The organism is Mycobacterium simulans, assembly GCF_900232995.1.
GTDB classification, from domain to species: Bacteria; Actinomycetota; Actinomycetes; order Mycobacteriales; family Mycobacteriaceae; genus Mycobacterium; species Mycobacterium simulans.
In genome coordinates this window covers 2,677,122-2,696,447 of the sequence record NZ_OCVX01000003.1, presented here as the reverse complement: position 1 = coordinate 2,696,447, position 19,326 = coordinate 2,677,122, and the positions used below count along the sequence as shown (strand labels likewise).

Annotated in this window: 23 protein-coding genes; 9 read left to right on the top strand and 14 right to left on the bottom strand. The window is 63.5% G+C overall.

What is annotated here, in order from left to right; translation table 11 throughout:
- The first annotated feature begins 29 nt into the window (after positions 1-29).
- A complete protein-coding gene (locus tag MSIMFI_RS13050; RefSeq protein ID WP_191497519.1) occupies positions 30-1,841 on the top strand; it encodes a PE family protein in 1,812 nt (603 codons plus the stop codon).
- 64 nt (positions 1,842-1,905) lie between these two features.
- Here MSIMFI_RS13050 and gnd read toward each other — a convergent pair whose 3' ends face one another.
- Positions 1,906-2,928: a phosphogluconate dehydrogenase (NAD(+)-dependent, decarboxylating) gene (gnd, locus tag MSIMFI_RS13045; RefSeq protein WP_191497518.1), complete on the bottom strand. Its 1,023-nt coding sequence runs from the start codon at positions 2,926-2,928 to the stop codon at positions 1,906-1,908.
- Between the two features lie 88 nt (positions 2,929-3,016).
- On the opposite strand from gnd, the gene MSIMFI_RS13040 reads away from it, so the two are divergent.
- Complete coding sequence (locus MSIMFI_RS13040; protein WP_191497517.1) at positions 3,017-3,868, top strand: adenylate/guanylate cyclase domain-containing protein; 852 nt, start codon at positions 3,017-3,019, stop codon at positions 3,866-3,868.
- Here the strand turns inward: MSIMFI_RS13040 and MSIMFI_RS13035 are convergent.
- Positions 3,820-4,029 (bottom strand): hypothetical protein, encoded by a 210-nt coding sequence (locus tag MSIMFI_RS13035; protein ID WP_186244261.1) that lies wholly within the window; start codon positions 4,027-4,029, stop codon positions 3,820-3,822. The genes MSIMFI_RS13040 and MSIMFI_RS13035 overlap by 49 nt on opposite strands.
- 32 nt (positions 4,030-4,061) lie before the next feature.
- Between MSIMFI_RS13035 and MSIMFI_RS13030 the strand changes: the two genes are divergently transcribed.
- Positions 4,062-4,757 (top strand): guanylate cyclase, encoded by a 696-nt coding sequence (locus MSIMFI_RS13030; RefSeq protein ID WP_191497516.1) that lies wholly within the window; start codon positions 4,062-4,064, stop codon positions 4,755-4,757.
- A gap of 3 nt (positions 4,758-4,760) precedes the next feature.
- Here the strand turns inward: MSIMFI_RS13030 and MSIMFI_RS13025 are convergent, their stop codons facing one another.
- The 3 genes from MSIMFI_RS13025 to ychF all read right to left on the bottom strand — a co-directional run bounded on the left by MSIMFI_RS13025 (position 4,761) and on the right by ychF (position 7,266).
- Positions 4,761-5,093, bottom strand: a complete 333-nt coding sequence (locus MSIMFI_RS13025) for a putative quinol monooxygenase (RefSeq protein ID WP_191497515.1) — start codon at positions 5,091-5,093, stop codon at positions 4,761-4,763.
- 225 nt (positions 5,094-5,318) lie between these two features.
- On the bottom strand, positions 5,319-5,876 hold the full coding sequence (locus MSIMFI_RS13020) for a C40 family peptidase (RefSeq protein ID WP_224770176.1): 558 nt from the start codon (positions 5,874-5,876) through the stop codon (positions 5,319-5,321).
- A gap of 301 nt (positions 5,877-6,177) precedes the next feature.
- Positions 6,178-7,266, bottom strand: a complete 1,089-nt coding sequence (gene ychF / locus MSIMFI_RS13015; protein WP_191497513.1) for a redox-regulated ATPase YchF — start codon at positions 7,264-7,266, stop codon at positions 6,178-6,180.
- Positions 7,267-7,350: 84 nt separating this feature from the next.
- Between ychF and MSIMFI_RS13010 the strand changes: the two genes are divergently transcribed.
- Positions 7,351-8,559 carry a DUF6542 domain-containing protein gene (locus MSIMFI_RS13010; RefSeq protein ID WP_191497512.1) on the top strand — a complete coding sequence of 403 codons (1,209 nt, stop codon included), beginning with the start codon at positions 7,351-7,353 and terminating at the stop codon, positions 8,557-8,559.
- Between the two features lie 3 nt (positions 8,560-8,562).
- Here the strand turns inward: MSIMFI_RS13010 and MSIMFI_RS13005 are convergent, their stop codons facing one another.
- Positions 8,563-9,570, bottom strand: a complete 1,008-nt coding sequence (locus MSIMFI_RS13005; RefSeq protein WP_191497511.1) for a 4-hydroxy-3-methylbut-2-enyl diphosphate reductase — start codon at positions 9,568-9,570, stop codon at positions 8,563-8,565.
- 98 nt (positions 9,571-9,668) lie between these two features.
- On the opposite strand from MSIMFI_RS13005, the gene MSIMFI_RS13000 reads away from it, so the two are divergent.
- The 4 genes from MSIMFI_RS13000 to MSIMFI_RS12985 are packed head-to-tail and all read left to right on the top strand — an operon-like array spanning position 9,669 to position 12,911.
- Positions 9,669-10,283: a lipid droplet-associated protein gene (locus MSIMFI_RS13000; protein ID WP_191497510.1), complete on the top strand. Its 615-nt coding sequence runs from the start codon at positions 9,669-9,671 to the stop codon at positions 10,281-10,283.
- Positions 10,280-11,503, top strand: a complete 1,224-nt coding sequence (gene xseA / locus MSIMFI_RS12995; protein ID WP_191497509.1) for an exodeoxyribonuclease VII large subunit — start codon at positions 10,280-10,282, stop codon at positions 11,501-11,503. The genes MSIMFI_RS13000 and xseA overlap by 4 nt, the downstream gene beginning before the upstream one ends.
- Entirely contained in the window at positions 11,496-11,735 is a 240-nt protein-coding gene (locus MSIMFI_RS12990) for an exodeoxyribonuclease VII small subunit (RefSeq protein ID WP_191497508.1), read from the top strand. The genes xseA and MSIMFI_RS12990 overlap by 8 nt, the downstream gene beginning before the upstream one ends.
- 54 nt (positions 11,736-11,789) lie before the next feature.
- The gene (locus tag MSIMFI_RS12985) at positions 11,790-12,911 is read left to right on the top strand and encodes a 3-beta-hydroxysteroid dehydrogenase (RefSeq protein ID WP_191497507.1); all 1,122 of its coding nucleotides are present in this window, start codon (positions 11,790-11,792) and stop codon (positions 12,909-12,911) included.
- A 45-nt stretch (positions 12,912-12,956) separates the two neighbouring features.
- Here the strand turns inward: MSIMFI_RS12985 and MSIMFI_RS12980 are convergent, their stop codons facing one another.
- The 6 genes from MSIMFI_RS12980 to MSIMFI_RS12955 all read right to left on the bottom strand — a co-directional run bounded on the left by MSIMFI_RS12980 (position 12,957) and on the right by MSIMFI_RS12955 (position 16,582).
- Positions 12,957-13,244 carry a WXG100 family type VII secretion target gene (locus MSIMFI_RS12980; protein ID WP_191497506.1) on the bottom strand — a complete coding sequence of 96 codons (288 nt, stop codon included), beginning with the start codon at positions 13,242-13,244 and terminating at the stop codon, positions 12,957-12,959.
- 31 nt (positions 13,245-13,275) lie between these two features.
- Positions 13,276-13,569 (bottom strand): WXG100 family type VII secretion target, encoded by a 294-nt coding sequence (locus MSIMFI_RS12975; protein ID WP_186244273.1) that lies wholly within the window; start codon positions 13,567-13,569, stop codon positions 13,276-13,278.
- Entirely contained in the window at positions 13,569-15,206 is a 1,638-nt protein-coding gene (locus MSIMFI_RS12970; protein WP_191497505.1) for a PPE family protein, read from the bottom strand. The genes MSIMFI_RS12975 and MSIMFI_RS12970 overlap by 1 nt, the downstream gene beginning before the upstream one ends.
- Positions 15,203-15,508 (bottom strand): PE family protein, encoded by a 306-nt coding sequence (locus MSIMFI_RS12965; protein ID WP_191497504.1) that lies wholly within the window; start codon positions 15,506-15,508, stop codon positions 15,203-15,205. The genes MSIMFI_RS12970 and MSIMFI_RS12965 overlap by 4 nt, the downstream gene beginning before the upstream one ends.
- A 261-nt stretch (positions 15,509-15,769) precedes the next feature.
- The gene (locus MSIMFI_RS12960; protein WP_186244276.1) at positions 15,770-16,294 is read right to left on the bottom strand and encodes a 2'-5' RNA ligase family protein; all 525 of its coding nucleotides are present in this window, start codon (positions 16,292-16,294) and stop codon (positions 15,770-15,772) included.
- Between the two features lie 9 nt (positions 16,295-16,303).
- The gene (locus tag MSIMFI_RS12955) at positions 16,304-16,582 is read right to left on the bottom strand and encodes a DUF1876 domain-containing protein (protein WP_186244277.1); all 279 of its coding nucleotides are present in this window, start codon (positions 16,580-16,582) and stop codon (positions 16,304-16,306) included.
- Between the two features lie 159 nt (positions 16,583-16,741).
- On the opposite strand from MSIMFI_RS12955, the gene MSIMFI_RS12950 reads away from it, so the two are divergent.
- Entirely contained in the window at positions 16,742-17,893 is a 1,152-nt protein-coding gene (locus MSIMFI_RS12950) for an AI-2E family transporter (RefSeq protein WP_186244278.1), read from the top strand.
- Here MSIMFI_RS12950 and MSIMFI_RS12945 read toward each other — a convergent pair.
- The gene (locus tag MSIMFI_RS12945) at positions 17,874-18,671 is read right to left on the bottom strand and encodes a dienelactone hydrolase family protein (protein ID WP_191497503.1); all 798 of its coding nucleotides are present in this window, start codon (positions 18,669-18,671) and stop codon (positions 17,874-17,876) included. The two genes, MSIMFI_RS12950 and MSIMFI_RS12945, sit on opposite strands and share 20 nt — an antisense overlap.
- 12 nt (positions 18,672-18,683) lie before the next feature.
- Positions 18,684-19,301 carry a DUF4245 domain-containing protein gene (locus MSIMFI_RS12940; RefSeq protein WP_224770263.1) on the bottom strand — a complete coding sequence of 206 codons (618 nt, stop codon included), beginning with the start codon at positions 19,299-19,301 and terminating at the stop codon, positions 18,684-18,686.
- Positions 19,302-19,326: the final 25 nt, after the last annotated feature.

The following is a 19,326-nucleotide window of genomic DNA, read 5'->3' as shown; positions in this document are numbered from 1 at the left end:
ATGGTACAGATGCCAGAAAGTTGCGGTCGGTGACCTATGTGAATGCCAGCCCAGCGACGATAGCGGCGGTTGCCGCCGACGTCGAGGGGATTGGCTCGGCGATCAGGGCGGCCGGTGCGGTGGCTGCGGACCGAACAACCGACGTGATGCAGATGGCCGCCGATGAAGTGTCGCGTGCCGTCGCGGTTCTTTTTTCCGAGCAGGGCCGGCAGTTTCAGGCGGTCAGCGCCCAAACGGCAGCGTTTCATGACGAGTTCGTGCGCGTGTTGAGCGGCGCTGGGACTGCATACGCGAGCACTGAGGCCGTCAATGCAGCCCTTGCGCGCGCCGCCCTGATCAGCAACAGGACGGCCGCTACCACCAGCACGTTGACTTCAACGGTCAGGCAGGCGGCATCCGCAGCCGCGACGACAACCGCGTTGGTCATGGGTCCTAGCGACGTGCCCTTGCCTTCCACTACCTTCGTCAACGCCGTTGACACCCTCTATATCCGGCCGCATCATCCAGGGGCCGTCCCGCAAGCCCTTTACACCCCCGAGAATTTGTTTCCAACTTCGGGAATCTTTAACATGACTTTCGACGTCTCGGTAGCCGAGGGTGTCGCGATATTGGATAATGCGATAAAACAGCAAATCGCACATAGCGATGTCGTCGTTTTCGGTTATTCTCAAAGCGCCACCATAGCATCGCTGGAAATGAGACAACTCGCGGCCCTGCCCGCCGGTGAACGGCCGAGCATCGACCAACTCTCTTTTGTGCTGGTCGGTGATCCTAATAACCCGAACGGCGGGCTCTTCTCGCGCTTCGACGGTCTGCGTCTGCCAAGTCTAGGTATAACATTTAGCGGGGCAACGCCCCACGATGTTTACCCAACGACGATATATTCGAAGGAATACGACGGCTATGCCGACTTCCCGCGATATCCGCTCAATATCGTCTCGACGCTCAATGCCCTTATGGGTATCGCCACCGAGCACGGCCATTACCCGGACTTCAGTAGTGGGCTGGTCGAGTCGGCCGTCCAGCTGCCGACGGAGGGAGACACTCTCACTACTTACTACATGATTCCTACCGAGCATCTGCCGCTGTTGGCGCCGCTACGCGCGATCCCGGTCGTCGGAGCCCCGCTGGCCAGTCTCATTGAGCCGAACGCGAGGGTGATCGTCAACCTGGGCTATGGCGACCCCGATTACGGCTACTCGACCGGGCCGGCCAACGTACCCACCGGGTTCGGAGTGTTTCCGGAGGTCTCTCCGATTGAGGTTCTTGACGCCCTGGCAGCCGGAACCCAGCAAGGCATCAGCCAGGCAAGCGCCGACCTAGCGGCGATGGTTCCCAGCCTGTCACCGTGGGATCTATGGCGTTTAGACCCGTCGGGATTGACCGGTGGAATGTCTTTCAGCCCGGCCACCGCTCTGAACTCGTTAGTTACAACTGCGGCGGACACAATCAAGAATGTCGACACACCTGATTTACTCGGCACCACGACCGTCCAGTCAATCGCCGACAATGTTATCGACAGTCTTCAGGTGGCGAACACTGAAATTGTCGATGCTTTCACTATTATCGCCACGAATAGTATTGCCTTTATCGAGCCATCAGCAGATATCGCTCTGGCGATCGCGGTTACTATTCCATCATATAATTTCAACCTTTTCTTAGACGGAATCTCGGAAGCGGTCAACGGTAATCCGTACGGGCTTGTCAACGCGATCGGTTATCCACTCGCGGCGAGCACGGCGCTAATCTCGCTGGCATTGTTTATTGAAGCTGAAGCCACCATTTATCGTGTAATCTTGCCCAACATCAGTGCACTATCGGGTCTCATCGGGGTGAATTAAGTTTGCAGACAAGTTCAACGGTGGCGACCCGCTGCGCCCGGCTACGCCGCGCTTGCGATCACCACTAGTTGGCCGGTTTCTCCGCGTGACCGCCGAACTGCTTACGCATCGCCGACAACGCCTTATTTGCGAAGTCATCGAGGTCACGCGACGCGAAGCGAGCCTGCAGCGCGGTCGTTAACACCGGCGCTGGAACTCCCTCGTCGATCGCGGCGATTGCCGTCCACCGGCCCTCCCCGGAATCGGAAACCCGCCCGGAAAACTCCTTCAACTCGGGCGATTCGTGCAACGCAATCGCGGTCAGGTCCAGCAGCCAGGAACCGATAACGCTGCCCCGTCGCCACACCTCGGCGATGTCCGGGATGTCGAAGTTGTATTGGTAGAACTCGGGATTCGATAGCGGCGCGGTTTCGGCATCTCCCTGCTCGACTCGGGTGCCCACGTCGGCGTTACGCAGAATGTTCAGTCCCTCGGCGAGGGAAGCCATCATCCCGTACTCAATTCCGTTGTGCACCATCTTGACGAAGTGCCCCGCCCCGGACGGACCGCAATGCAGGTAGCCCTTCTCCGGTTGCGCGACTTCGCCCTCACGACCCGGGGTACGCGGTGCTGCCGCCACGCCGGGTGCGACGGTGGCAAAGATCGGCTCGGCGTGGTCAAACGCATCCGAATCACCGCCGATCATCAGGCAGTAGCCACGCTCGCGGCCCCACACGCCGCCGCTGGTACCGCAGTCAAGCAAGCGAATTCCGTTTTCGGACAAAGTCTTTGCATGTCGGACGTCGTCGCGGTAGTAGGAGTTGCCGCCGTCGATGACGATATCGCCGGATTCCAGTGTCCGGGCCAGCTCCTCGATCACCGAAGTGGTGATGTTGCCCGCGGGAACCATCACCCAGACGACTCGGGGCGTGGCCAGCTTCGCGGCCAACTCGGCCAGGGACGACACTCCGGTGGTCCGGTCCTCCCCCGCCATCGCCTTGACCGCGTCGGGGTTGTGGTCATCCACCACACACTCATGCCCGTCCTTGACCAAGCGGCGCACGATGTTGGCGCCCATCCTGCCCAGACCGATCACCCCTAGCTGCATCTGCTCATGGCTCCCTGTCCGTCACTTGAGAATTGCCTCCCCGCCGCGACCGGTCCCACCCTAGACATTGCGCATTGGTGCGACAACATTGTCTGGCATGGGTGACGCGCTGCACGTCGCGGTTTACATCCTGGCCGGCATAGCGGTAGCCGAAGCCACCGGACTAGTGGTGTTGCGGGTGCAACTGACGCGCAGCCGCCGGGAGGCCGATGAGTTGCGGCAGCGGGCCGACGCTCGCAATTGGTTGCTGTCTGGCGGTCGTGAGGCCGTCAAGACGGTGTGGCAGACGGCAAACCTGGTGCGCAAGGAGGGCTTCGGCGCTGCAGTGCGCAGCTCGATTGAAGACCTCGCCGATTGGGCCGAGGTCGAACGGCCGGACCTGGCCCGAGTCACCCCGGACGGGCGGGTGGTGATTCTGTTCAGTGACATCGAAGAGTCCACCGCGCTCAACGAGCGAATCGGCGACCGGGCGTGGGTCAAGCTGATTGGCGCGCACGACAAGCTGATTCAGGAACGGGTACGCCGGCAGTCAGGACACGTGGTGAAGAGTCAGGGTGACGGATACATGATCGCCTTCGCCCGTGCCGAGCAGGCGGTGCGGTGCGGCATCGACATCCAGAATGCACTTAGCACAGCCGGAAAACGTAAGCGCCACCAACAAATCCGAGTGCGGATCGGCATCCACATGGGCCGCTCGGTACGTCGCGGCGACGATCTGTTCGGCCGCAACGTCGCGATGGCCGCCCGGGTGGCCGGTCAGGCCGACGGCGGCCAGATCCTGGTGAGCCAGCCGGTGCGAGACGCAGTGTGTGCCGTTTCAGACTGCCCCGACTTTCAAGACATCAGTTTCGACGACGGCCGCGATGTCGAATTGAAGGGCTTTTCCGGACGCTACCGCTTGTTCTCGGTCGTCGAAGCGCCCGACCCCGACCTGGACTGAAATCCCGCCGCGTCGGATTCGGCCAGCCTCTGGTGCAACCGGGCCCGGATCTCGTCGGGCGTGTAGGCGCGTCGCTTGCGTTGGTCGCGCACTACCAGGGCGCCGCCAGCGACGACGCCGGCGACGCCGGCCAGGCCGATCCACTTCCAGATGCTGCGCATCACCACAGGCTATCTGTGCCTATTGTGCTGGGGTGAACACGAGCACGCTGACCCTCGACCATGCGCTGACTGAAACCCGCACCGGCGATCTTTGGCTGTTTCGCGGCCGTTCACGACCCGACCGCGCCATCCAGACGTTGACGAACAGCCCGGTCAACCATGTCGGTATGACCGTGGCCATCGACGACTTGCCACCCCTGATCTGGCATGCCGAGTTGGGCGACAAGCTCGTGGACATGTGGACCGGAACCAATCATCGCGGCGTCCAGCTCAACGATGCCCGGCAGGTCGTCCAGCAATGGACGGAGCGCTACCACCAGCGGTGCTGGCTGCGGCAGCTGACGCCATACGCCAACCGTGAACAGGAAAACGAGCTGTTGCGGGTCATCGCGCGGATGAACGGCACCGCATTCCCCACCACCGTTCGTCTGACCGGTCGGTGGCTACGCGGCCGGCTCCCGACCGTCAACGACTGGATACGCGGAATCCCGTTGGTGGACAGGAAGGTTCGCGAGCAAACGCAACGACGCAAGGCAGCACAGCGAAAGATAGGGCTGGAGACGGCCTACTGCGCGGAGACCGTGGCGATCACCTACGAGGAAATGGGTTTGCTTGTCACCGACAAGGACGCCCATTGGTTTGACCCGGGCAAGTTCTGGAGCGGTGACACGCTGCCGCTGGCACCCGGCTATCGGCTCGGCGACGAGATCGCGGTCGCAGTCGGCTAACCGTTAGTCGACCGACATCTCCCCCATCTCCGACCACCCCGTGGCGCCCGGCCCGTTGATGGTCTGGCTGATGATCTTGGGCGTGGCCACCAGCGCCTGGGGCAGTTCCTGCATCGCGCGCTTGAAGTGATCGCTGTTGACGTGGACGGTGCCCGCATCGCTGTCACGGAAGGCTTCGACTAGGACGTACTCTGCCGGATTGTCCAGGCTGCGCGACCATTCGAACCATAGGTTGCCCGGTTCGGCACGAGTTGCAGCGGTGAACCCGGCGACGAACTCAGGCCAGCGCTCAGTCCACTCGGGTTTGGTTTCGAACTTGACGACAATGAAGATCATTGCCCCGACATTACGTGGTCGGCCTGTGAGTCGACCACCGTGAACCGAATCCGCATCTACCGTCCACAATCAATGCCGCTAACCCGCCCGAATTAAGTTTCGAAATTCGCTCGAAAGATAATCAGCCGTGCCCGGCCCCGCATTGTGATATACCGCACAATACGGGCCGGGCGTGGCCATAGCTATCCGGACCGATCAGTGTGATCTACACCGCAGATTTTTTTGTTATGTATTCGCAGTTTCCGGGTCGCCGAATGCGCCTTGATCGGGCGCGGGAGCCGGCGGTTCGGGATCCACCGCATCGACTAGAACCGCAGGTGCATCCGGCGCGGGAGGAGCGCCTTCCGCCTGCTCGGGATCCATCGGCAGGTACATGTGATGGGTGAATTGTGGCTGGTAGGCACCACCGCCGCCGATGCGGACGCCACCGCCTTCACCACTGGACACCGGGGTGCCGTCGGGCAGGGTCACCGCTGTGTGGCGACCGTTCCACCCGATCACCAAGGCATTGGGCGCGGTTCCATACTGAAATCCGCGTTCCAACAGAGCGGCTTCCTCGTTTCCGGTGTTAAATCGGCTCCCAAAAGCGGGTCGATCGGTCGCCGCATTGGCGACCCATGAAGCGAGTCCTGAACAGTCAGTTCCGGCGGGAGAATCACCACCCGAAATATACGGAGTGCCGGCCACCTGATTAACAAGGGTCAACAGTGTCGCAAGAGCAATCATGGCCAGGGACGCTACCGACAATATCCATAGGAAATCAATATTTGTGGCGTTTATCACGGTTAACAGATTAAATTGCCCGGGCTACATATACCGAGCCAATATTACATAACCGCATATCTATTGAAACGAAATGATTTCCGCGTATACAGAAAACTCACAGAAATGAGGCATTCGGTCACTGAAATGCCATTTCACCTGCATAAACGATCCGCACATATCGTCCCGCTAGATTGGATCCAGCAACTAAATAAATATACGGTTAGGCATTGTAGATATCTGCAGTCAATCGATTCGATTCCCGACGAGGGCGCCGGCTCCCCGGGGCCACGGTAAACACACGCACCGGCGGTGGGCTGCCCTACTTCGACTTGCTCGCCGCTCCATGCCGAAACTCGACCACGTCACCATCGGCCATCACATAGTCCTTGCCTTCCATCCGAACCTTGCCGGCCGCCTTGGCGGCGGCCATGGACCCGGCGGCAATCAGGTCGTCGTAGGACACGATTTCGGCCTTGATGAAGCCCTTCTCGAAGTCGGTGTGGATCACCCCCGCCGCCTTCGGCGCGGTGTCGCCCTGGTGGATCACCCACGCCCGCGCCTCCTTGGGACCTGCCGTAAGGAAGGTCTGCAGTTTGAGGGTGTGAAAACCCGCCCGCGCCAACGCATCGAGGCCCCGTTCGGTCTGTCCGATCGACTCCAATAGCTCCGCGGCCGACTCGTCGTCGAGTTCGCCAAGCTCGGACTCAATGGCAGCGTCCAGGAACACCGCGTCCGCGGGCGCAACCAATTCGCGGAGCTCGGCAACTCGCGCGGCGTCGGTCAGCACCGCTTCGTCGGCATTGAACACATAGAGAAACGGCTTCGTCGTCAGTAGATTCAGCTCCCGCAGCACGGCGGCGTCCACCCCCGCGGCGAACAGCGTCTTGCCGCCGTCGAGCAACTCTTGGGCGGCCAATGCCGCCTCGTAGACCGGTCTGCGGTCCTTGTTGTTGCGGGCTTCCTTCTCCAACCTGGCCAAGGCGCGCTCCAGGGTTTGCAGATCGGCCAGGATCAATTCGGTCTCGACGATCTCGATATCGGATCGGGGATCGACCTCCCCGGAGACGTGGGTCACGTCGTCGTCGGCAAACACACGCACCACCTGACAGATTGCGTGGCATTCGCGGATATGGGCCAGGAACTTGTTACCAAGGCCGGCCCCTTCGGACGCGCCCTTGACCAGGCCGGCGATATCCACAAACGTCACCGGCGCCGGCACGATGCGCTCCGAACCGAACAGCTCCGCCAGCTTGCCCAGACGCGGATCAGGCAGCGAAACCACACCCTCATTCGGCTCGATCGTTGCGAATGGGTAGTTGGCCGCCACCACGTTGTTCCGCGTCAGCGCGTTGAACAACGTCGACTTGCCGACATTGGGCAGACCTACGATTCCCAGGCTCAGGCTCACAGGGAGCCAAGTCTAGGGGGCACGCCAACGCCGGCTGTCCGGCTATATACGAGCCTTTCGGCCCATTGCCGGTACGGTCAACATGTGTCAGCGGAGCCGGCGAACGTAGCGGTGGAAAGAAGTCATCGCTCGATCCTGCCCAATATCCCAGGTGTGCCGTGGTGGGCTGCTGTTTTGATCGCCACCACGGCTACAGCCGTGGGGTACGTCGTCGACGCGGGTCACAAGGAGCTGACCCACGCTTTCGCCGGCCTTTATATAGCCGGCTGCGTCGCGGCGGTGCTCGCGGTGCGGCAGTCGGGCGTATTCACCGCCGTCATCCAGCCGCCCCTGATACTTTTCTGCGCCGTGCCCGGCGCCTACTGGTTGTTCCACGGGGGCAAGGTCGACAAGTTCAAAGACCTCCTGATCAACTGCGGCTATCCGCTCATCGAGCGTTTCCCGTTGATGCTGGGCACCGCCGGCGGCGTCCTGCTCATCGGCCTGATCAGGTGGTATTTCGGGATGAACCACCGGACTCAACGCAGCGCAGCGACCACCAAGGAGGACACGGCCAGCCGCACCGAGCGAACGTCAGTCATCAGCGGCATCATCGCGAAGGTGAACGGGCTGCTGGCCCGTGATTCGGACGAGACCGCCGACGAGACCGGTTCACAGCCGGCACACGCGATCGGTCGCTCCCCGAGAAGCAAGCGGGCGCCGCGTAACGGTCGGTCCGCAAAGCGCCCCACCCGCACCCGCTCCCGGCATGCCCGGCCACCGCTGGAAGACCAGAGCGAACCGACCGCTGAGCGGCAGCGGCAGCAGAGACGGCAACAAACCCGCAGAGGCGCGACGCCCACCCGCAATTACGAAGCGGGCGATCCGCCTCGGCGGTCGCGCCGCCCGCGGCCGCCGAGTGAACCAGACCTGCGCGCGCAGCCGCCGCGGGAGATGCGTCGCGACCCGCACGCGCGGCGCAGTCCCTACGAGCGGCCGCGCAGCAGCCGATTCGATCCGTACGACGGCTACGAGCCGCCCGAACCGTCCCGGCCGGCGCACCCCTACAACCGCCGCTACGTCGCCTCCTACGAGCCTTACGAGCACCCGTACGAATCTCGCCGCGGGCGCACCGCACCCACCGGTCCAAACAGCGCGAACCCGACACATCACCCGATTTCGCAGGTCCGCTATCGCGGGTCAGCCCCCAGAAGCGAGCCGCGCGCGGACCGTCAAGAGCCGCGCGCGGATCGCCGCGGTCAATCGCGGACACCACGCAAGCCCCAGGCCGAATCCTGGGAATACGACGTCTGACCGCTACCGGGGTGGCCGGATCTCGCGGGGCAGGGCGAACACCAGTGTCTCGTTGGCCGTGGTCACCGGTTGCACCATGTCGTAGCCGCAGTCGGCCAGCCGTTCCAGCACACCGCGGACCAGCACTTCGGGGACCGACGCTCCCGATGTAACGCCGACCGTCTTGACACCCTCGAGCCACGCCGGGTCGATATCGTCGGCGCAATCCACCAGGTGCGCGGCCTTTGACCCGGCGCCAAGCGCCACCTCAACCAACCGCACCGAGTTCGACGAATTGCGCGAGCCGACGACAATGACCAGCTCGCACTCGGGTGCCATCGCCTTGACGGCGACCTGCCGGTTCTGGGTCGCGTAGCAAATGTCGTCGCTGGGCGGGTCCTGCAGCTTCGGGAAACGCTGACGCAACCGCTCGACGATCTCCATGGTCTCGTCGACAGACAGCGTGGTCTGTGACAACCAGACCACTTTGTCCTCGTCCCTAATGGTCACGTTCTCGACGGCGTCCACCCCGTCGACCAGTTGCACGTGATCGGGAGCTTCCCCAGCGGTCCCGATCACCTCCTCGTGACCTTCATGACCGATCAGCAAGATGTCGAAGTCGTCCCGGGCGAACCGCCTGGCCTCGTTGTGCACCTTGGTGACCAGCGGGCAGGTGGCGTCAATGGTCTGCAAGTTGCGTTCGGCCGCGGAGGCGTACACCGAGGGTGCGACCCCATGCGCGGAGAACACCACAATGGCTCCCTCGGGAACCTGGTCGGTCTCCTCGACGAACACCGCGCCGGCCTTTGCCAAGGTGTCAACGACGTGGCGGTTGTGGACGATCTCGTGACGCACGTAGACAGGGGCGCCGTGCTTCTCCAACGCGCGCTCGACGGTTTCGACCGCCCGATCCACACCCGCGCAATAGCCGCGCGGCTCGGCCAGGAGCACCCGCTTACGTGTTGGAGAGTCGGCCACCGATCTCCCCGATATCGAAGCACCGGGAAGCCCCATGTCGACAGTCGGAACCATGGCATTCAGGGTACGTGCTAACGGCCTTCTAAGACACGAGCCGCCCAGCTTTCGCCGCCGGCTTGGACTTAGCCGCCGCTTGAGGCAGTCTTGGACCCATGGCTACTGCACCGTACGGGGTTCGGCTACTTGTCGGCGCGGCGACAGTCGCCGTCGAGGAGACGATGAAGCTACCGAGAACCATTCTGATGTATCCGATGACGCTGGTCAGTCAGGCGGCCCACATCGTGATGCGGTTCCAGCAAAACCTTGCTGAGCTGGTGATCAAGGGCGACAACACGCTGGACGCGATCTTTCCGCCGAAGAACGAGCAGCCCGAATGGGCAACTTTCGACGAGGACCTGGAAGTCATCGAAGGAGGGTCGATTCCGTTGCCCGGAGTCGACACTTTCGACAACGATCGCCGGGCCGAGGGACGGTTCGCGCTGTACTCGGTGTCCGATACGTCTGAGCCTGGACCCGCCGATCCGCCGTCCAAACCGATATCCGCCAGAAAGTCGAAGAAGTCGGGGTCTGGCCCCACGGTTCCGGCGCCAGCGGTGGCGACCGAACTCGACTATTCGGCGCTGACGCTGGCCCAGCTGCGGGCTCGGCTGCAATCGCTGGATGTCGCCGATCTAGAAGCCCTGCTGGCCTATGAGCAGGCCACTAAGGCCCGCGCCCCGTTCCAGACGCTGCTCGCCAACAGGATCACCCGCGCGACCGCGAAGTGAATTCGGCCGAGAACCCGTTCCCGGTTCGCGCGGTAGCCATCCGTGTCGCGGGCTGGATTGACAAACTGGGCACGGTCTGGGTGGAGGGGCAATTGGCCCAGATCACCATGCGGCCAAACTCCAACACGGTGTTCATGGTGCTGCGTGACCCGGCGGCCGACATGTCGCTCACCGTGACTTGTTCACGCGACCTAGTGCTGGCCGCGCCGGTGAAGTTGACCGAAGGCACTCAAGTGGTGGTCTGCGGCAAGCCCTCGTTCTACACCGGACGTGGCACCTTCTCGTTGCGGCTCAGCGAAATTCGTGCCGTTGGTGTGGGCGAGCTGCTGGCCCGAATCGATCGGCTACGCCGGCTGCTGGACGCCGAAGGGCTCTTCGACCCGCGACTCAAGCGGCCGATCCCGTTCCTGCCCAACATAATTGGGCTCATCACCGGCCGGGCAAGCGCAGCCGAACACGACGTGACGACAGTGGCCGCCGCCCGCTGGCCGGCGGCGCGATTCGCGGTGCGCAACACCGCGGTGCAGGGACCCAACGCCGTCCCGCAGATCGTGGAGGCATTGCGCGAACTCGATCGCGACGCCGACGTCGACGTGATCGTGGTGGCCCGTGGCGGTGGCAGCGTCGAAGACCTGCTGCCGTTTTCCGACGAGACGCTGTGCCGCGCCATCGCGGCGTGCCGTACGCCGGTGGTCAGCGCGGTCGGTCACGAACCGGACAATCCGCTGTGCGACCTGGTCGCCGATCTGCGTGCGGCCACCCCCACCGACGCGGCCAAGAAGCTGGTCCCCGATGCCGCCGCCGAGCGGCGACTGATCGACGACTTGCGCCGACGCAGCGCCCAGGCGCTGCGTAACTGGGTCACACGGGAGCAACGAGCGCTGACCCAGTTACGCAGCCGCCCGGTATTGGCCGACCCGCTGAGGGCCCTGAATGTGCGTGCCGAAGAAATACACCGTGCCCGCTCGGCGTTGCGTCGCGACGTCACCCGGCTGGTCGCCGCCGAGTCCGAACGCGTCGGCCATCTGGCCGCGAGGCTGGCCACATTGGGTCCGGCGGCCACGCTCGCCCGCGGCTACGCGGTAGTGCAGACCGTTCCGGCGACCGCCCGGCCGGCAGTGCTGCGGTCGGTCGACGAAGCGCCCGCCGGAACCCGGCTACGGGTGCGAGTTGCCGACGGTGCCGTGACCGCAGTGAGCGAGGGACACAGCGATGGCTGACGACGACCAAACCGGATCTATTACACCCCTTAGTCAGCTCGGCTATGAAGCTTGTCGCGACGAGCTGATAGAAGTCGTGCGGCTTCTCGAGCAGGGCGGGCTGGATCTCGATGCGTCGCTGCAACTCTGGGAAAGAGGGGAACAACTCGTGAAGAGGTGCGAGGAGCACTTAGCTGGCGCTCGTCAGCGAGTGACCGACGCGTTGGCTGCCGGAGAGGCCGGACAAGACTGACCTTTGCCGATTTCGGACGGCAATTGTTATTCCAGACTGGAACACGTTTTAGTTATGCTTCGCCGCATGGGTGATTCATCACTGACAACCGAACTCGGCAGCGTGCTGGTTACCGGTGGCTCAGGCTTCGTCGGCGCCAATTTGGTCACCACCTTGCTCGAACGCGGGCACAAAGTCCGGTCCTTCGACCGAGCGCCGTCGCCGCTGCCGGAGCATCCGCAACTGCAGGTGTTGCAGGGTGACATCACCGACGCAGCCGTCTGCGCCAAAGCGGTGGAAGGTATCGACACGATCATCCATACGGCGGCGATCATCGAACTGATGGGCGGCTCGTCGGTGACCGACGAATACCGCCAGCGCAGCTACGCGGTCAACGTCGAGGGCACCAAGAACCTGGTCCACGCCGGACAAAAGGCCGGAGCCAAGCGGTTCGTGTACACGGCGTCGAACAGCGTGGTGATGGGCGGCCAGCCCATCTCCGGCGGAGATGAGACTTTGCCCTATACCGAACGGTTCAATGACCTCTACACCGAAACCAAGGTGGTCGCGGAGAAGTTCGTGCTGTCACAGAACGGGGTCGAGGGCATGCTGACGTGTTCCATCCGGCCCAGCGGCATCTGGGGTCGTGGCGATCAGACGATGTTCCGCAAGCTGTTCGAGAGCGTGGTAGCCGGCCACGTCAAGGTTCTCGTCGGCAGCAAGAACGCCAAGTTGGACAACTCGTACGTGCACAACCTAATTCACGGTTTCATTCTGGCCGGCGAACACTTGGTGCCCGGCGGCACCGCGCCTGGGCAGGCGTACTTCATCAACGACGGTGAGCCGATCAACATGTTCGAGTTCGCTCGGCCGGTCGTCACGGCCTGTGGCGAACGTTGGCCGCGGGTACGGGTGTCGGGTCGGCTAGTCCGCGACGCGATGTTGGTTTGGCAATGGCTGCATTTCAAGTTCCGACTGCCCAAACCGCCACTGGAACCCCTTGCGGTGGAACGAATTTACCTCGATAACTACTTCTCCATCGCTAAGGCAGAGCGTGACCTGGGCTACCATCCGCTGTTCACCACCGAGCAGGCCATGGCCGAATGCCTGCCCTACTACAAAGAGCTCTTCGAACAGGTCAAGGCGGCGGCCAAGCCTCACCTGGTGGAGGTTGTCGCCACCCCCCCGCCCGAGTAGCGTTCACCGGCACCGTCAGACGGCTGCGACCAGCCTGCGCGCTGGCTAGCCCCATTTAGCCCCTTCGGCGCTATCGCGGGCGAGCATGGCCAAGGTGTTGGCTTCATGGGTGCCAGCCATCGACCGATAAGCCTGAACAAGGCCGTCGAGGGCCTGGTTCCACTGCGTCTGCCAAACCTGGTATGTCATTCCGGTATCGCCCTGCCAGGCGTTGGACAGTGCCGCCTGCTCGCTGGCAATATCGCCACCCAATCCCTGCATCGTGCCGGCGTAACCGGTCATGTCCCCAGCGTGGGCCAACATCGCCGGGTAGTTGTAGATAATCTGTGACATCACAGTCCTTTCGCAATTGGTCTCGCCGGGTTCAGAACCCGACGTAGCTGGCGGCGGCGGCGGCGTCGGCGGCCACGTAAGTGCCCGCGGCATCCCCCAGGTTGGCCTGAGCGATATCGAGCAAGGTGTTGATTTTGGAGGCCGCCTCGACGAAGCGCGCATGGGCGCCCTGAAACGCTGCGGCGGCTTCTCCTACGTGAAATGCCTGCGCTGACAGCGCTTCCTGCTCAGCCTGCCCGATGGTGCTGCGCATCACCGCCGCCTTGGCGGCGAACGCAGACTGCGACGCGACCAATTGCGGAACATGGGCATCCAACAAACTCATCAGAACTCCTTATCTGTGTTGGGGTTTCGGTTGCTTGCAGTTACGTCGTTGACCTCTGCGTCCCCGGGCGCGGCCGGCTCGCTGTCCCAGGTACTTGGAACCATCGGCATCCGTGCCCCACCATCGAGGCCGTCACCGCCAAGAGTGGCCAAACCGGCTGCCTCAGCATGCTTTTGGCTGCGTGCCGTTCCTGCGAATCCCAGGCGCCCGGCACCCTCATCCGAGGCCCACGCAGCGCGCTGCTCATCCGCGGGCGGGGCTGGCGAGTCGAAATCCAGCTCCAAATCAGCGAATTCGTCGCGATACCCCAGTTCCTCGGCTCCGATTCGGCGGCGCCGACGGGCGCGCGCCTCCCGACGAGCCGATGCCTGCGCGGCCGCGGCGGCCGCCGCGGAATCGGAGGCCGGCTCGGCCGTTCGGGCGCGGGTCGAAAGTCCCGAGCCGAACCCGACGCCTGGACCACCCCCGACGAGGTACGGGGGGAAGCCGGTCGCCGGCGTCGGCGCGGTGGCTGGCGCGGCGGTGCCAGCGGCCGAACTGGGCGCGGGTGCCGAGGCAGGAGCACTGGCCGACACGGTGCCCGTGGGGACCGTCGAAGCCAGCCCAGCAATCGGAACCGTCATAGGCACGGCCGCGAGCGGCGGCCCGGCGACGGGGATCGCGGCAACATGAGTGGCGGCCAAACCGGCCAGCCCGGCGAAGCCCGTTGCTGCCCCCAGAGTGGCGACGGTTTGGGTCAGCGCGATCGCCAGCAGCTGCGGGGACTCGGCTAGCCAGGTAACGATCTGCATGATGTGGGTCGGCAGATCGAACACCAAGATGTTGAACAGAAACTCAATCGCCGCAATCGGATCGGTGAAGAGCAGTCTCCAGAATTCCTCGGCATCCTGAAAGAATTCGAGGGCTCGGGCCAGCCACCAGATCGCTTGGCCGGGATCGGTGTACGCGTCGTAGGGCAGGCCGTTGAGGGTGCCGTTGGCGGGGTCCCAAATGATGCGGCCGCCGCTGATGATTTTCAGAATTTCGGCGATCAGGTTGTCGATCGGAGTGGCGTTTCCTGAGTCGTCGCCGCTTCCAGAGTTCTGCGCTATGGCGTTCGATTTCAGGATCTGGGGGGCAGGCGCTGCCTGCGGGGTAGACGCCACGGCCGCCGCCGATACCGCCTGGTAGGTCGCCATCGTGGTGGCCGCCTGAATCCACATCCGCACATAGTCAGCCTCGTTGAGCGCAATCGGGATGGTGTTGATCCCAAAGAAATTCGTCGCCACCAAGACCCCGTGGATCGCGTGATTGGCGACTAGTTCGGGCAAGGTCGGCATCGCCGCCAATGCCGCCGTGTACGCCGCCGCCAACGTCTCGTGCTCGCCGGCCGCGGCCGCGCTGTCCGCGCTTACCTGCGTCAGCCAGGCCAGATACGGCACGTAGGCGGCCGCGAACACGTCGGCACTGGGGCCCCGCCACACCCCAGCTCGCACCGCGGCAAGCAGAGCACTCAGTTCTTCTGCCACTGCGGCATATTCGGCACTCAGTGAGGACCATTGCGACGCCGCGGCCAGCAGCGACTCCGGACCAGGACCGCTACTCAGCATGGCTGAATGCACCTCCGGAGGTGCCGCCATCCACACCGGTGCCGTCATAGCTCAGCCAGGTAGGTCGCCGCTGCCAGCGCATCGCCGGTTGCGTAACTGGTGGCCGCCTCCGCAACCCCGACCCCCGAGCGGCCAAGCTCGTCGACACCCTGTGCCGCCACGGCTGCAAAGTCGCCGCCGCGAAGACTCACCCCCGCGGCGCTCTGCACAGACACCGGATCTGCTCCCGGCGGGATTACTGCGGTGATAAGCGGAACCGCACCAGCGTGCGCCGCCGCCAACCGTGCGGTCAGCGCTTCGATGGCCGCACTGGCAGCCGCCAAACCTTCGGGAATGACACCCAAGGTCACGACGAATCCTCCATCCCTTCGAAGTTCACCCGGCAATATTGCTATTGAATATGACAATCATTGTCGATAATTCCCCCGATCGGATCCGATCCCGGGGGACACGTCCTTTCCCCCAATCGGGGGACACGGCCGGGAAACAGATGGGCGGCGAACCCGTTCGCGTTCGGCTACGCCGATGTCACTCATCACTCGCTCATCACATCAACCGTTGCGGGACGTGCCCACGCTGCTACGACCCGTAACGGGGAGACGGGTAGCGGCTCAGGGCAATCCCGGCAGCGGCGAGACCTCGCCGGTCGAGCTATTGACGAGGGCGGCGCGGTCCAGGCGTGCCCGCAACGGCAACACGTCGAACACAGCGCTCACGATGTCGGGCAGCTGAGCCAACTTCGCACGCGGCGCAAGTGAGCAGTGCGGCAACCAGATTCCAGGCACATAGTGTTTGTGCAACTCGGCGCCGGCGGCCGTCACGGCCTCGACGACACGTGACTGGCGCGCAACGAAATCGGCGCTCACGCCGGCGACCAACCACATGCGTCCACGCCGGAACAGTCCGACCCCTTCAAAGCTCAGCTCCACGGGGCAGCCGCCGTCGAGAAGGCCGAGCGCCGCGGCAACCGCGGCCCGGTCCCAGCGCCGCAATACCGCGTACGAGACATGCGGCACGTGCCGCCCATGGGTGTGTGAACGCAAGCTGGCCACCCCGCGCTCCTCGATCCGGTCCCACAGCGCGCGAATCGCCCGCTCGGAATGCCGGTCGAAAAGCAAGCAGACGGCCAGCGCCACAACGGGCGGTCAGCTGTAGAGGTGCACCGGGTGGTGCGTGGCCTCCGCGATGCGTGCTGAGGCGTTCTGCAGCAGCTCGGTGCCCAACGCGATCAATCCGCGCGCCGCTGCGATTTCCTCGCCGATCATCGGCTGGCTGGCATCCTTCGGATGGCGGTACGCGTCGCCCAGGGTGATCATGCGTTCGCCGTCACCGAGTTGTGCGCGCACCGTCGCATGGGTGTGGGTCTCGTCCTCGTCGAACTCGATATCCACATGCCACGCGTTGTCTAAGTCGCGGTCGTACATTGCAATCACCTTCCATCTCCCAACGTAACCGCCAAAGACCTGCTGCGGACATCTTTTTGCGGCAGACACGTCGCCGGCGAAATGGACACCCGTCGGATTGGCATCGTCTCGGGTTAAGGTTGCGCTCGACACCGACGCGGAGGACGGCCCGGGCTAGGCATGGACACCGAATTCACGCTCACTCAGAAGCGCGCGCTGGCGATCCTCACGCTCATCGCTCTGGCTTTCGGCGCGTACTTCCTTCGCAACTATTTCGTCCTCATCGTTGTGGCAGCGGTCGGTGCGTATTTGTTTACGCCACTGTTCAATTGGTTCAACAAGCGTCTCAATACCGGTTTGTCGGCCGCGGCCACCCTGGTGTCGGCGCTGGCCATGGTTATCGTGCCGGTGGGGCTATTGGTGCTCCTTGCGGTCGTCCAGATTGCTCGCATGGTCGATTCTGTCGCCGGGTGGGTCCGGTCGACCGATCCAAGCCGCCTCGGCCAAAAGGTTTTGGAACTCCTCAACGACCTGCTGGCCCGGGTGCCGTTTCTGCACATGACGGTGACCGAGGAGACGCTTCGCAAAGCAATGATCTCGGTGGCCCAGACCGTTGGCCACTGGCTGCTGCAATTCTTGCAAAACGCGGCCGGCAGCCTCGCGGGTGCCATCACGTCGGCCATCATTTTCCTCTACGTGTTTATCGCGCTGCTGGTGAACCGCGAGAGGTTGCGGACATTGATCGGCCAGCTCAATCCGCTCGGCGAAGAAGCCACCGATCTATACCTGCAGAAGATGGGCTCGATGGTGCGCGGCACCGTGAATGGTCAGTTCGTCATCGCGTTGTGCCAAGGCGTCGCCGGTGCCGCGTCGATCTACGTCGCCGGTTTTCACCACGGCTTCTTCATCTTCGCGATTGTGCTGACCGCGTTGTCGATAATTCCGCTGGGGGGCGGGATCGTGACAATTCCGTTCGGCATCGGAATGATCTTGTTCGGCAATATCGCCGGTGGCGCGTTCGTGGTCCTCTGGCATTTTCTGGTGGTCACCAATATCGACAACTTCTTGCGTCCCATACTCGTTCCGCGCGACGCTCGACTGAACTCGGCGCTGATGTTGCTTTCGGTGTTCGCGGGTATTGGCATGTTCGGCCCGTGGGGCATCATCATCGGTCCGGTCCTGATGATCCTCATCGTCACCACCATCGACGTCTACCTCGCGGTGTACAAGGGCGTCGATCTGCCAGAACTGAAGCGACCCCCTAAACAGGACCCTGCGAAACCGGTACGCCGTAACTGGCTGCCGCGCCGAACTAAGCCAGTCGCTCGGTAAGGAACTCGACCACTCGCTTGCGGGCCTCGTAGGCCGGCTGGCCGTCGACTTCGCGGACCTCCTCGGTCAGCACCGAATGCGCCATCCGGCCGAAGCCGTATTCGTTGCCTGGGCCGGAGTCGATCTCGATGACCTCGAACGCGTCGCCAAGCCTCTCCTTGAGCGTCCTGAACCGTTCGCGTGGTGCCATCTTGTCCGCGCTGAACCGTAAGCCCATGGCGCACAGGCCCTCGTTGGCACAGCGATCGGCAACGACTTTGAGTTCCGATTCGCTCACCCCGGGATCGCGGCGTTGCGTGGGTGTCAGCGGCAGCGGTACCGACGGCTGGCTGAGTACCGGGGCCAGCACGCTGTCATCGACGGCGGCGGCCAGCGCGAAGCCGCCGGTAAAGCATTGGCCGATGACGCCAACGCCCTTGCCCGGCGTCGATGCGTTGAGATCGCGAGCCAGCGCCCGTAAGAACTGCGACACCGGCCGCTGCTTGTTGGTGGCCATCGCCGCGAATTCCCTTGCCACACAGGCCCGCGCGATCTCGGCCGCGGTGTATCCGGCCGACACCGCCTTGCCCGGCTCTCCGAACAACGACGGTATGGCGACGGTGAACCCGTTGTCCACCAAGTGATTACCCAGCGCAAGAACACCGGGATGGATGCCCGGTATCTCCGGAATCAGTACCACACCGGGGCCCGATCCTTTGCGATACACGTCGTGGGTGTAGCCACCACCGGTGAATGGTGCCGCTGACCACCCGGACAGGTCTGCTTCAGGTGCGGTCACGAGTTGTCCCTTCTATCGGGCGGCCTGCAACGGCGGCTGAGATTGCACAGCCGACGCTAGAGCGCGGAACTGCTCGGTGCTGCCCGCACCGGTGACCGCGATTTGTGTGACGCCCGCCGCACTGGTGAGTCTGGTCGTCCACACCGGCTCGGTTTGGTCCGAGCCTTGGTAGACGACCCAGCCCGTACCGACGACGTCGACGGTGCCGGTCGGGTACATGCCCGGATGGATCGAACCGACCAACAGGTCCTCGTCGGCGTTGCTCTGGGTCAGGCTGAGATACATCCCCGTTGGACTGATGTATCCGACGATCGAGGTGGCTGCGTTGAGCCGCTGACCGGTGGACGGGTCCGTTCGCCCATTTTCGATACCGCCGCGACCGCCGGAGTTGGGTTGCCAGCCCGCCGGCAATACCGGCAACCGAATCGGGAAACCCAGCGTCGCGGCGTCCGCCCGCAGGGCCGCCGCGGCATCGTAGAACGGAACCTTGCCCCGATTCGTCCCGCCGGGCTGAATTGAGCACATCCCGACCATGCCCGCCAGCAGGATGCAGCCGACCACCAGCGGCACGAGCGACCAGAACATGTCGCGCCCGTCCTGCAGCAGCCGTGATTTCGCCGGCTTCGGCATCGGCTGTGGCTCCGCGGTCACCTCG